This is a genomic window from Marivivens aquimaris, assembly GCF_015220045.1.
GTDB lineage: Bacteria > Pseudomonadota > Alphaproteobacteria > Rhodobacterales > Rhodobacteraceae > Marivivens > Marivivens aquimaris.
This window is the reverse complement of record NZ_JADBGB010000001.1, coordinates 3,259,470-3,272,202: the sequence shown is the minus strand read 5'-3', so window position 1 is coordinate 3,272,202 and position 12,733 is coordinate 3,259,470. Positions and strand designations below refer to the sequence as shown.

General features: G+C 62.4%; 12 protein-coding genes. 7 read left to right on the top strand and 5 right to left on the bottom strand.

Translation table 11 applies throughout. The annotated features are described in order from the left end of the window. Positions 1-2: 2 nt before the first annotated feature. The 6 genes from IF204_RS16280 (at position 3) to hrpB (ending at position 6,774) form a co-directional block, all read left to right on the top strand. The gene (locus tag IF204_RS16280; protein ID WP_194098073.1) at positions 3-971 is read left to right on the top strand and encodes a type II secretion system F family protein; all 969 of its coding nucleotides are present in this window, start codon (positions 3-5) and stop codon (positions 969-971) included. 5 nt (positions 972-976) lie between these two features. Beyond that, positions 977-1,531, top strand: a complete 555-nt coding sequence (locus tag IF204_RS16275) for a tetratricopeptide repeat protein (RefSeq protein ID WP_194098072.1) — start codon at positions 977-979, stop codon at positions 1,529-1,531. Between the two features lie 26 nt (positions 1,532-1,557). Continuing rightward, positions 1,558-2,409 (top strand): tetratricopeptide repeat protein, encoded by an 852-nt coding sequence (locus tag IF204_RS16270; protein ID WP_194098071.1) that lies wholly within the window; start codon positions 1,558-1,560, stop codon positions 2,407-2,409. 2 nt (positions 2,410-2,411) lie between these two features. Further along, positions 2,412-2,900, top strand: a complete 489-nt coding sequence (locus IF204_RS16265) for a prepilin peptidase (protein ID WP_194098070.1) — start codon at positions 2,412-2,414, stop codon at positions 2,898-2,900. A gap of 112 nt (positions 2,901-3,012) precedes the next feature. Beyond that, a complete protein-coding gene (locus IF204_RS16260) occupies positions 3,013-4,323 on the top strand; it encodes a P-loop NTPase family protein (protein WP_194098069.1) in 1,311 nt (436 codons plus the stop codon). A gap of 45 nt (positions 4,324-4,368) precedes the next feature. Beyond that, positions 4,369-6,774: an ATP-dependent helicase HrpB gene (gene hrpB / locus IF204_RS16255; protein WP_194098068.1), complete on the top strand. Its 2,406-nt coding sequence runs from the start codon at positions 4,369-4,371 to the stop codon at positions 6,772-6,774. On the opposite strand, the gene IF204_RS16250 is transcribed toward hrpB, so the two are convergent. From IF204_RS16250 to IF204_RS16235, 4 genes are read right to left on the bottom strand one after another with little or no spacing between them, the layout of a single operon-like run. After that, positions 6,775-8,259: a tripartite tricarboxylate transporter permease gene (locus tag IF204_RS16250; protein ID WP_194098067.1), complete on the bottom strand. Its 1,485-nt coding sequence runs from the start codon at positions 8,257-8,259 to the stop codon at positions 6,775-6,777. Between the two features lie 13 nt (positions 8,260-8,272). Then, complete coding sequence (locus tag IF204_RS16245; protein ID WP_194098066.1) at positions 8,273-8,710, bottom strand: tripartite tricarboxylate transporter TctB family protein; 438 nt, start codon at positions 8,708-8,710, stop codon at positions 8,273-8,275. After that, entirely contained in the window at positions 8,707-9,654 is a 948-nt protein-coding gene (locus IF204_RS16240) for a tripartite tricarboxylate transporter substrate binding protein (RefSeq protein WP_194098065.1), read from the bottom strand. The genes IF204_RS16245 and IF204_RS16240 overlap by 4 nt, the downstream gene beginning before the upstream one ends. A gap of 36 nt (positions 9,655-9,690) precedes the next feature. Next, complete coding sequence (locus IF204_RS16235; protein ID WP_194098064.1) at positions 9,691-10,419, bottom strand: GntR family transcriptional regulator; 729 nt, start codon at positions 10,417-10,419, stop codon at positions 9,691-9,693. 91 nt (positions 10,420-10,510) lie between these two features. On the opposite strand from IF204_RS16235, the gene IF204_RS16230 reads away from it, so the two are divergent. Beyond that, positions 10,511-11,278 carry an amidohydrolase family protein gene (locus tag IF204_RS16230; protein ID WP_194098063.1) on the top strand — a complete coding sequence of 256 codons (768 nt, stop codon included), beginning with the start codon at positions 10,511-10,513 and terminating at the stop codon, positions 11,276-11,278. A 36-nt stretch (positions 11,279-11,314) separates the two neighbouring features. Here IF204_RS16230 and gndA read toward each other — a convergent pair whose 3' ends face one another. Beyond that, a complete protein-coding gene (gene gndA / locus IF204_RS16225; protein WP_194098062.1) occupies positions 11,315-12,718 on the bottom strand; it encodes an NADP-dependent phosphogluconate dehydrogenase in 1,404 nt (467 codons plus the stop codon). Between the last annotated feature and the right edge of the window lie 15 nt (positions 12,719-12,733).

Below are 12,733 nucleotides of genomic sequence, written 5' to 3'. Positions count from 1 at the left end.
ACATGATCCAAGCCATCTACGATAAATTCGGTGACGCCACGCCTCTGGTCCTGCTCTGCGGCCTTGGAGTTCTGCTAATCATCGGCGTGCTGCCCTTCCTGCTGGGCGGCAAGCCCGATCCGCTGGACAAGCTCAAAGCCAGCCAGAACGCACAGGCGACAACGTCGAAAACCGCACGACTGCGGACAGAGACCAAGAAGGACAAGCTGGAGAAATATTCCAACTTCCTCGAACCGCAGAACGCCGAGGAATTCTCGGCCGTCAAACTCAAGCTGGTTCAGGCCGGTTATCGTTCGCGCAACTCGGTGCGTTGGTACCACTTCTCGCAGATGGCGCTGGGTCTGATCGGCCTCGTCGTCGGCATCGCGTTCATGCTCTACAAAGGTCAGGGAGCCGAGGTTGCGCCTGAACTCAAAGACCAGTTGATGTACATCCTGATCCCAGCCGTCGTCGGCTACATGGGTCCGAAGTACTGGGTCACGAAGCGTCAGGGCGAGCGCAAGCAGCTGATCGAGAACGCATTTCCTGACAGCCTTGACATGATGCTCGTGTGTATCGAAGCGGGTCAGTCGCTCGATCAGGCTATCCTGCGTATTTCCAAAGAACTGCGCTCGGGCTTCCCCGAAATGGCCGAAGAATACGAAATCGTCAGCTATGAGCTGAAAGCGGGTAAGGATAAAACGCAGGTTCTGCGCGATATGGCCGAACGCTGCGGCGTACCCGACCTGACATCCTTCGTCACCGTGCTCATCCAGTCGCAACAGTTCGGTACGTCCATCGCCGAGGCACTGCGTGTCTATGCCGAGGAAATGCGCGACAAGCGCGTAATGCGCGCAGAAGAACGCGCCAACAAGCTGCCGACGAAAATGACGCTGGCCACGATGGGTCTCACGGTTCCTCCGCTACTTATCATTTTGATCGGACCCTCGGTCTACGGTATCGTCAACATGATGAGTGCCACCGGGAACTAACCGATTTGATTTTCAGAGTATTTGCCGCGATCGCGATCGCCTTGCTGGCCGCCTGTTCTACGGGCGGCCTTAGCCGTGGTGACGGGGTCTATGCGCCTGGTCCTGCGGGCGAGCTTGATGTGGACGGATTGATTGTCGGGCACCGCCTGATGGCCGCCGGCGAATACGAACTGGCCCTGCGCGCTTATACCCGCGCGGCGGGCCAGCAGGGGCTGAACGTCGACACCCTGTCAGCCATCGGATCGGCGAACCTGCACCTCGGGCGGCTCAATCAGGCCGAAGAGATCCTGCGCCGCGCCACCGAAGAAGACCCCGATTTCGTGCCTGCGTGGAACAACCTCGGCGTGGTTCTCATGGAACGCGGCAAGGTCGGTGAGGCCGCTCAGGTATTCCGTCACGCTTATGCCACGGACAACGGCAATTCCGATCAAATCCGCGACAACCTGCGCTTGGCTCTCGCAAAGCTGGACAATCGCCAGTACGCTACACCGCAAGAGAACGAAGAATTCCGTCTGGTGAGGCGCGGAACGGGTGACTACCTGATCCTCTCCTCGATCTAGAGCAAGAGCAGTAAAGGACGCAGAATATGCGCCACCCTCTTTTCCTCTGCCTCGCAGGTGCCGTTGCGCTTGCGGGATGCCAGAAAAGCGGCGACGCCGAAGTGGCCGCCGCTCTGCGTGACGTCAATGTCGTGGATGAAACCAACCTTAACGACGTGATGCTAACGGTCGCCGACCCGAACGAAGCTGTCGCCTATTTCACCCGCGCCAACGCCAACGATCCGGGCCGTATCGATCTGATGCGCGGCCTTGCGAAATCGCTAGTCCGCGCCACCCGCCCGACCGAAGCTGTGGCCGCGTGGAAAGCCGTCGTCGCCCACGAGAATGCGACTTACGATGATAGCGTGGACCTCGCGTCCGCCTACATCCGCAACAACCAGTGGGAAAACGCCGAAGCCGCGCTCGACGCCATTCCGCCAACGCACGAGACCTTCGAGCGCTACCGGCTTGAGGCGATGGTTGCCGACTCGAACGAAGAATGGGCGAACGCCGACAGCTTCTACGAGACCGCCATCGGCCTCACGACCCGCCCTGCCGGTGTTCTGAACAACTGGGGCTTCTCGAAACTGACCCGCGGTGACTACGTCGGTGCCGAGCGTCTGTTCCTCGACGCCTTGCGCAACGATCCGACGCTCTTCACGGCCAAGAACAACCTCGTTCTGGCCCGCGGCGCACAGCGCAACTACGACCTGCCTGTCGTCGACATGACCCAGATCGAACGCGCGCAACTGCTGCACACCATGGCGCTGTCAGCGGTCAAACAGGGTGACGTCACCATCGCAAAGGGTCTCCTGCGCGAAGCGATCGACACCCACCCGCAACACTTCGAAGCAGCGGTCCGTTCGCTGCGGGCGCTGGAAAACAACGTATCGAACTGACGATGGAACTGACCGCTGCCCAAGCCATCTGGCTTCTGCCTCCGGTATTGCCGATCTGCGTGATCGTGGCATGGAACGACATGCGCGCGATGAAAATCCCGAACTGGACGGTCGGCGCGCTGCTGGTCATCTTCGCCATCTTCGGCCTGATCGCCTTTGGCCCGCAGGTCTGGGCGTGGCGCTGGCTGCATGTGATTGTCATGCTGGTCATTGGCATGGCGCTGAACGCGGGCGGGGCGATGGGAGCTGGCGACGCAAAATTTATCATGGCTGCAGCGCCATTCGTCGCCTTTGCGGACCTGACGAACATCCTGCTGATCTTGGCGGTCACGTTGCTACTTGGCTGGGTGATCCACCGCATCGTCAAACACTCCCCTGCCCGCCGCCTCGTTCCCGAGTGGGAAAGCTGGAAAACGGGCAAGCGCTACCCCATGGGCTTCCCGCTTGCCTCTGCGCTGGTCTTCTACCTCGCGTGGCCGTTTCTGTTCTGACGGCAAAGAGCCACCGAACGACAACCATTTGTCCATTGTTTCGCCATAATGCTTGGTCACCTTTGGTCTAACGACCATCCGGCCGTGGGGGCCGATTGACCGGATTATGACTATGAACATGCAGACCATGGCGGTGATGGCACCGCCCGCACCGCGTTCCCTTGCAGAGATGCAGCTCCCGCTGCCGATGATGCGCGACATCCTGATCAAGTCGCTCTTCCGCAGCAACGTCTCGATCCCGTCAGAGATCGCGCGCCTTATCTGCCTGCCGCTGAACGTCACGAACGAACTGATCGAACTTGCTCGCGGTCAGCGCCTGCTTGAGGCGATGGGCACCCTCGGGCCGAACGGCTCGAACGAGATGCCGTATCAGCTGACCGAGAGCGGCCGCGCCCGTGCGCTCGATGCGTTGGCGCAGTCGGAATATTACGGTGCCGTTCCCGTGCCGATGGCCGTCTATCAGGAACAGGTCAAACGCCAGTCTATCAAGAATTTGCAGATGACCCGCGACCGCCTAACGAACGCGATGGGCCATCTGATCCTGCCGCCGAACCTGATTGGCCAGCTTGGACCTGCGATCTCTGCCGGTCGCTCGATGCTGATGTACGGCCCTCCGGGTAACGGTAAATCCTCGATTTCGAACGGCATCCGTGACGCTTTGGGGGACAAGATCTACATCCCCCGCGCCATCGAATATTCGGGTCAGATCATCTCGGTCTACGACCCCATCGTGCACAGCGCGGCGGAGGCGGACAGCGACAATCCCAACAGCCTGCGCCGTTCGTCCAACCGTTTTGACACACGCTACGTCCGCTGTTCGCGTCCGACCGTCATCACCGGCGGCGAGCTATCGCTCGATATGCTGGACCTGATGTACAACCCCGTCGCGCGAACCTATCAGGCGCCGCTTCAGCTGAAATCCACCGGCGGCGTGTTCATCGTCGACGACCTTGGCCGTCAGGCCGATCCGCCGCAGGCACTGGTCAACCGCTGGATCGTTCCGCTCGAAGAAGGCCGCGATATCCTTGCCCTGCAATCGGGCGAGAAGTTCGAGGTGCCCTTCGACACGCTGGTCATCTTCTCGACCAACTATCACCCAAACGAAATCTTCGACCAAGCCGCGCTGCGCCGCATCTTCTACAAGATCAAGATCGACGGCCCGAACAAAGAGGACTTCCTCAAGATCTTCGCGCTCATCGCCCGCAAGAAGGGAATGCCACTCGATCAGGCGTCGCTCATCCACTTGCTGAAGAACAAATACCCGACGATCGGCAATAAGTACGCGAACTACCAGCCGGTGTTCCTGATCGACCAGATGATGTCGATCTGTGACTTCGAAGGTATCCCCTACCAGATGACGCCGGACCTCGTGGACCGCGCGTGGGCGAACATGTTCGTGAAGGACGAAGTCATCGTCAAATGACGCGGCCCCTTGCGCGGTGATCGGGTGACCACCTAAACACCGCGCATGACGCTGCCCATCGAAGACGCCCTCCCCGACCTGATTGACGCCCTTCGCGCCGAAGGTCGCGCCGTGCTGCAAGCGCCTCCGGGTGCGGGTAAGACCACGCGCGTGCCGCTTGCGCTGCTGGACGCGGGGCTGACCGACGGCAAGATCATCATGCTAGAGCCACGTCGCCTCGCCGCGCGGGCAGCAGCCGAACGGCTGGCAGAACAGATTGGCGAAAAGCCAGGGCAGACGGTCGGTTATCGGATGCGCGGCGATAGCAAGGCTGGCCGCCGGATCGAGGTCGTCACCGAAGGCATCCTGACCCGCATGATCCAATCCGACCCTGAGCTGTCGGGCATCGGCGCGATCCTTTTCGACGAATTTCACGAACGCAGCCTGAACGCGGACCTCGGCCTCGCGCTGACATGGGAAATTCGTCAGGCGCTGCGCGACGACCTGCTGCTGGTCGTCATGTCCGCAACGTTGGACGCCGCGCCCGTGGCCGCGCTGCTGGACGATGCGCCGGTCATCACCTCCGAAGGCCGCGCCTATCCGGTGGAAGTCAAACACCTCGCCCGCCCGCTGGATCACAAGGTCCGCATCGAGCCCGCCATCGCGGATGAAATCGTCCACGCGGTCAAGGAAACCGAAGGCGGCGTGCTGGTGTTCCTCCCCGGCGAGGGCGAAATCCGCAGGGTGGAGGCCGCGCTCGCAGGCCGCTTGCCCAAGAATGTCGAGGTCCGCCCGCTGTACGGTGCCCTCCCCTTTGCCAAACAACGCGCCGCGATTGCGCCGGTTGCGAGTGGCCGCAAGGTGGTGCTGTCGACCTCCATCGCCGAAACATCGCTGACCATCGAAGACATCCGTGTGGTGATCGACGGCGGTCTCGCCCGCCGTTCGCGCTACGATCCGTCGTCGGGAATGGCGCGGCTCGTGACAGAACGCGTGACCAAGGCTGAGATGACCCAGCGTGCCGGCCGCGCGGGCCGTGTCGCGGCTGGCGTCTGCTACCGCATGTGGACCAAGGGCGAAGAAGGCGGCCTACAAGCCTTCCCACCTGCCGAAATCGAAGCCGCCGACCTCGCGGGGCTTGCGCTCGAAATGGCGCTTTGGGGTTCGACCGACCTGCCGTTTCTGACCCCGCCGCCCGAAGGCACTCTGACTGAAGCGCAGGAGCTGCTACGCAGCCTCGGCGCACTGGACGACAGCAACGCCATCACGCCGCACGGGCGCGCCGTTGCCGCGATGCCGACCCACCCGCGCCTTGCGCATATGCTGCTGACGGCTGGCAAACAGGCGGCGACATTGGCCGCGCTTCTGGCGGAGCGGGACCCGATGATGAACGCACCGACGGACCTGACGCTGCGCCTCCGCGCGATTCAGAACGGCGACGCCCGCGCCAACCGCGGCACCATCGAACGCATCAAAACCGAGGCCAAACGCCTCTCTCAAGGGCTGGACCAAAAGCCGCCCCTTTGCGCCGCCGAGATGGCCGCCCTCGCCTATCCCGACCGCATTGGTCTGCGTCGCAAAGGCGATGCCGCGCGGTTCATTCTATCAGGCGGCAAAGGTGCCGCGATGCCTGATGGTGATGGGCTCGCCAGCCAGCGCCTGATCGTGGCGACCGACCTTGATGGCGACCCGCGAGAGGCCAAGGTCCGCCAAGCGCTCGCCCTCAGCGAAAGCGAACTGCGCGGCCTCTACGCTGACCGCATCCATTGGGAAAACCACTGCGCGTGGTCCAAGCGCGACCGCCGCGTTCTGACCCGCAAATACGAAATGTTCGGCGCGCTGACGCTGGATGATCGCCGCTGGGACGATGCCGACCCCGAGGCCGTGGCGCAGGCGATGCTGGACGGCATCCGCGAAATGGGCCTGAAGCTGAGTGGTGCCGCACGGCGCTTCCGTGCGCGGGTGGAACTGCTGCGCGAGGGCGGCATGGACCTGCCCGCGATGGACGACGACAGCCTCATGGCCACGCTGGACGACTGGCTTCTGCCGCATCTGGACGGCGTCCGCTCCGCCGAAGACTGGAAGAAATTCAACCCGCTCGAAGCGTTGCGGGGGATGCTCGACTGGAACCAGATGCAGCTGCTCGACCGCGAAGCGCCTGCGCATTTCACCACGCCGCTCGGGCGCAAACTGCCCATCGACTATGATGGCGAGTTGCCGCAAATCACGGTACGCGTGCAGGAGATGTTCGGCGTAACCCGTCACCCGACGGTCGGCAAAACGCCGATCCGCGTGACGCTGCTGTCACCGGGTCAGAAGCCCGTGCAGGTCACGGCGGATATTCCTGGGTTCTGGGTCAATTCCTACCCCGACGTGCGCAAGGACATGCGGGCGCAATACCCCAAACATCCGTGGCCCGAAGACCCCCGCGAGGCCGACCCGACGCTGCGCGCCAAGCCTCGCGGTCAGTGATTACGCGCGGCGTCGTTTCCACGCGCGCAGCATCGGCCAGACGATCAGACCAATGGTCGCGAGAGCGATGACAGCCGACAGCGGACGGGTGAAGAGCTCGGTCGGATCACCGCGACTGATCAGGAGCGCACGGCGCACACTTTGCTCTGCCATCGGACCGAGGATCAGTCCCAGCACGATCGGTGCGAGCGGAACGTCCAGCTTTTCAAGCACATAGCCCGCGATACCGGCAGCGAACATGACCCAGAGGTCGATGACCCGCCCGTTGATCACATAGACGCCGACGGCCATCAGAACGAGGATCATCGGCACCAGCATCACGCCCGGCAGTCGTTGAACCTGCGCGAAAATGCGGGTCGCAGCCGCGCCGCCAACGGCGAGGATCAGAAGCGAGGTCAGCAGCATCTGCACCATGAAACCGCCCACGAGGCCGGGGTTCTGGTGGAATAGTTGCGGACCGGGCTGGAGGCCGTGGATCATCAGCGCACCGAGGACAAGCGCCGCAATGACGTTGCCCGGAATACCGAGCGTCAACGCGGGGATCATCGACGCGGCGTTGTCCGCGTTGTTCCCGCATTCGGCGGCAGCGACACCCAGCGGATTGCCTTTGCCGAAGCTTTCGGGATCGTCGCTGGTACTCTTGGCCGCGTTGTAGCTGAGGAAGGCAGCGATGTTGCCCCCTGCCCCCGGCAGGATGCCAACGCCGATCCCGATGAGCGACGACCGCAGCCACGTCGGGATCATCGAGCGCACTTCGCCCCACGGAACCTTGACCGACTCCAGCTTGAGCGCAGAGGCGGACAGACCCTTCAGATCGCGATCCTCTGCCAGCGCAATGACGGGCGGCAGAGCGTACAGACCAACGAGGATGACGATGAGGTCGAGACCGCTCAGCAGCCAGACCTCGCCAAAGGTGAAGCGCGGCGTGCCCGACAGCTGGTCGAGGCCGACGGTGCCCAAAAGCAGACCAAAGGCGGCGGCCATCAGGCTCTTCACCGCGTCTTTGCCGACCATGACGCCGATAGAGGCCATGCCGAACATGGCGACCCAGAAGTACTCGGCAGGGCCGAAATAGAGCGTCGCGCGGGCCAGCACCGGCCCAATGGTCATCAGCGCGATGGCCGAGGCCGTACCACCAATCGCCGACGACCAGCAGGCGATTTTCAACGCGCGGGACGCCTCGCCCCGCTGCGCCATCGGGAAGCCATCGAAGGTGGTCGCGATAGCTGCGGGAGTGCCGGGGATGCGGAGTAGGATCGCAGGGATCGCGCCGCCATACATCGAACCGTTATAGATGCCCGCGACCATGCCGAGAGCCACCAGAGGCTCCATCGAGTAGGTCAGCGGCAGAAGCAGCGCGATGGCCATGACAGGGTTGAGACCCGGCAAGGCGCCGATGAAGACGCCGAGGATCGACGCGCTGATCATGGCCGCTATCGGACCGAAAGCGAAGACGCCTCCGAAGATTTGGGAGATCAGTTCCATGGGTCGTCTTTCGTCAGTAAGAGATCCAGACCGGCATAGGCAGCGGCTTTTCCAGAATGACCGAGAAGATCACCCAGACGATGCCGACAAAAATCGCGGCGGTGACGAACGTGAACAGAAGCCTGCGGAAGCCGAGAGCGGCAGGAAGTGCCAGCACCAGCAGCGCCGATGCGATGTAGAAACCGAGGATGGGAACAAGCGCGAGATAGATCGCTCCAATGCCGACCGTCAGAAGGGCTTGGGGCGCGTTCCGGATAATTTCGCGCGGCTCGCTCGATCCTTTGAGCATCGCTTTGATCGCGACGATCGCGCCAAGGATTGCGATGACATAGCCGAGGGACATCGGATAGATCCCCGACGCCCCACGGTAACCGGCAGCGATATACGCTGCCGACAGGCCAGTGGCGGCGAAGACGCCTCCGAGGATGATGTCTTGCCGCCGTTCGGTCACTGGTTCAGACCGAGGTTCTCGGCCACGATGGCCAGCGCGTCGTATTCGTTCTGAAGGCGCTCAGCGAGGGCGTCACCGACAACCACGTTCGGCACTTCGCCCTTGGTAGCGAGGAATTCGACGTAGCTGGGGTCGTTGACGGTCTTTTCCAGCGCTTCGGCCAGACGGTCGACGATAGCTTGGTCAGTGCCGGCGGGTGCCAGAACCATGCGCCACAGCAGCGTTTCTTTGTCGCCCATACCGAGGCTTTCAAGGCCAGCCGCCTGCGGAAGTGCGGGAACCGCCGCCGCCGAGGTCACGATAAGACACTTGGCCTCACCGCTTTCGGTGTAGGGCAGAACGGGTGAGATCGAGCCGCCGTAGATATCGACGTGACCGCCGAGGAAGTTCTGGAGCGTTTCGCCAGCACCGCCGAACGGGATGGCGACAGCTTCGATGCCTTCGGACTGGAATATCCGCTCGGCAGCGAGCTGCATGGTGCCGCCGATGCCGTCGTTGCCGTAGGTGTACTTGCCGGGGTTTGCTGCCAGTTCGGCAAGGAACTCTTCGCCGGTTTCAGCGGGGAAATCGGGCTTCACACACAGGGTGTAGGCGGTTTCCGAGGTCGACGCGATCGGGGTGAAGCTGTCCGGCTGGTAGGCCGTCTGCTGGACCTGCGGAACAGTCGTGATCGGGCTGTTCCACGTCGCGAGCAGCGAATAGCCGTTCGGCTTCTGCATCATGAACTGCGTGACGCCAACCGAGCCGCCGCCACCGGCGACGTTCAGCACAGCAATAGAGGTTCCGAGCTCTTCTTCAAGCAGGGTGCCGAGCTTGCGGGCGCTGGTGTCCGTGCCGCCGCCAGCCGGAGCCGGAATGGTCACTTCGATGGCGCGCTCGGGATATTCGGCCAGCACTGGAGTGCCGACAGCAACCGCTGCCAGAGCCAAAGCGAGATATTTCATTGAGTTTCCTCCCTCAAGGATATCGATTTTTCAAAATCAGCCGATGCGGCTGCGGTAGCGGAAACTGTCCGCGCGACCGCTCGCGATACGCCATTCGATGCAATCCCCTGCCACGGTGTAGGCAGAGCGCTCGATCACAGCGACGGCGTCACCTTCGGAAAGGCCGAGGCGTTGAGCAGTCGTCTTGTCGGCAGAACCGAAACGCACTTCGTCTTCTGCGCGGTTCACAAACACACCAAAACGGTCGAGATAAACGGGGTACAACAGCGGCCCGACTTCGCTGTCGGGCAGGCTCTCGAAACCGGCGAAGGTTTCGTAGGGGATATAGAGTTCTTCGGACAGGAACGGCTGCTCCGACAGGTAGCGCAGACGTTCGATGCGGATCACGTCATCAGTGCCCAGCGCCTCTGCCACATGGGCGGGCGCGGTGGTGCGGACGCGCGAAATCAGGCGGCTCGTGGGGATCGACGCTTCGGAGTCACCTTCGCGGGCCTGAAAGAAGCGGAACAGGGTGGCATCGAACGCGGGCTTGCGCAGGAATGTGCCGGTGCCCTGACGGCGTTCCAGCAGACCTTCATCGACAAGCTGCTGCACGGCTTTACGCACGGTGCCGACCGACAGATCGTGGTCACGTGCCAGCGCATTATCCGACGGCAGCGCATCATCGGCGGACCACTCACCAGCAGCGATACGGCTCGCGAGTTCGTCACGCAGACGAACGTAAGCCGGCAGCCGATTATCGAAAACTTTTTGTGCCTGAGACATGATTCCCCTCTCCCTGAGCTGGAACATGAACCGTTTGACCTCATCAGTCAACTAGTTATATATAGAACCAAATAAGTGGAGGAATTTTAGGGTGATACACTTCGATTGCCATGCGCACGTCTATGAAGATGTCGTGGTGAATGGTGCCGTCCGCTATCTGCCCAAACGTCCCGCACCCTTGCAGGATTGGCTCGAATTGCAGACGGACCACGGCATTTCGGGTGGTGTCATCGTACAGGTCAGCTTCCTCGGCACGGATAACAGCCAACTCCTCCATGCGCTGGAATCACTGCCGAAGGGACGTTTCGCAGGTGTCGCGGTCATCGCGCCGGACACCTGCGAAACCGAGATTGCCGCGCTCGCCGCGAACGGCGTGAAGGGCATCCGCTGGAACTTGGTCGCAGGTGCGGATTTGCCCGACTTCGGGTCGGAGGAGATCAGCACGCTGGTCGCCGACCTCGCCAAGCACGGGATGCATATCGAGGTGCAGTTGGAGAGCAGCCGCCTCGCGCCCGTGCTGAGCGACTTCGCCGCCCTGCCCCTGCCCGTGGTCATTGACCATATGGGTCTGCCAGAGACCACCGCCGATCAGGAACCGTGGCTCAATAAGCTGGAGCAGATTGAGAACCGCTCCAACCTCTACGCCAAACTCTCCGCCCCCTATCGCGGGACGGGCAGCACCGAGCACGCGAAACGGCTGATCGGACTGCTGGGACCGGATAAGTACATCTGGGGCAGCGATTGGCCGCACACGCGCCACGAGGACCGCGCGACCTATGCGGGCCTGAAGGTGGAATTGGGCGAGTTGATCGACGACCGGAAAGCGGTTCAGACCCTCTACGGTCTCACGCTGGCCTGAAAACGAAAACGCCGCCCGAAGGCGGCGCTTGTTATCTTATTCCCACCAAGGGCCGTGCTGACCGGCGTCGCCGCCGATGCGCTCGAACCCGTGCATCCCGAAGAAGTCACGCTGGGCCTGAATGAGGTCCGTAGTGCCGCGGGCCATGCCGAAGGTGTCGACGAACGACAGGGCCGACGACAGCGCGGGGATCGGGTGACCGCCCAGAGCCGCTGCCGAAACCACGCGGCGCAGGGCCGGCAGGGTCTCTTTCAGGCGCTCGGCAAAGAACGGTGCGAAGATCAGCTGGCCGTGAGGCATGTCACCGCGGAACGCAGCAGAGATGTCGTCCAGCAGCGCCGAACGGATGATGCAGCCAGCGCGCCAGATTTCTGCGATACGCGCGAAATCGAGGTTCCAGCTGTATTCTTCCGACGCAGCAGCCAGTAGGCGGAAGCCTTGAGCGTAAGCGATGATGCGGGCCGCGAGCAGCGCATCCTTGTAGTCGGCGTCTTGCAGATCGACCGAACCGCGCGAACCGCCAAGGATGTCCTCACCAGCGACGCGGGTCTCTTTTTCCGACGACCAGCTACGCGATGCGACGGCGGCTTCGATGGCCGATGCGGACTGGCCGAGGCGCAGAGCTTCGATCAGCGTCCAGCGGCCGGTGCCCTTCTGACCAGCGCGGTCGAGGATCACGTCCACAGCAGGAACGCCGGTCTGGGTGTCGGTCGCTTGCAGAACCTTGCCGGTGATCTCCATCAGGTACGCGGTCAGCGCGCCCGAGTCCCACTCTTCGAAACGCTTGCCGATCTCTGCCGGAGCGAGACCTTGGCCGTAGCGCATCATGCCGTAGGTTTCGGCGATCATCTGCATGTCGGCGTATTCGATACCGTTGTGCACGGTTTTAACGAAGTGACCGGCGCCATCGGGGCCGAGGTGATCGGCACAGGGCTCGTCTTCGAACTTCGCCGCAATCGCCATGATGACGGGACGGATGCCAGTCCACGCCTGCGGGGTGCCGCCGACCATGATGGACGGGCCGTGACGTGCGCCCTCTTCACCGCCGGAAACGCCCATACCGATGAAGGTCAGCCCCTTGGCTTCGACGAATTCGGTGCGGCGACGGGTATCGTGGAAGTCGGAGTTCCCGGCGTCGATGATGGTATCACCCGGCTCCAGCATATCGCAGAGCGCGATGATGGTGTCTTCGACGGGCTTGCCAGCGGGGATCATCAGGATGATCGCGCGGGGCGCGGGCATGTCCTTGGCCATCGCGGCCAGATCCTTGTGGGTCGTCAGTTTGTCGGCAAGCGGACCGGCTTCTTCGGCAAAGGCAGTCGTTACGGCTTCCTGACGGTTGGCCACGTGTAGGGCAAAGCCGTTGTCGAGGATGTTCAGCGCAAGTGCACTGCCCATCGTACCGAGGCCGTAGAGCCCGAGGTGTGCCAATTCGGTCATAGAAAATAGTCCTCT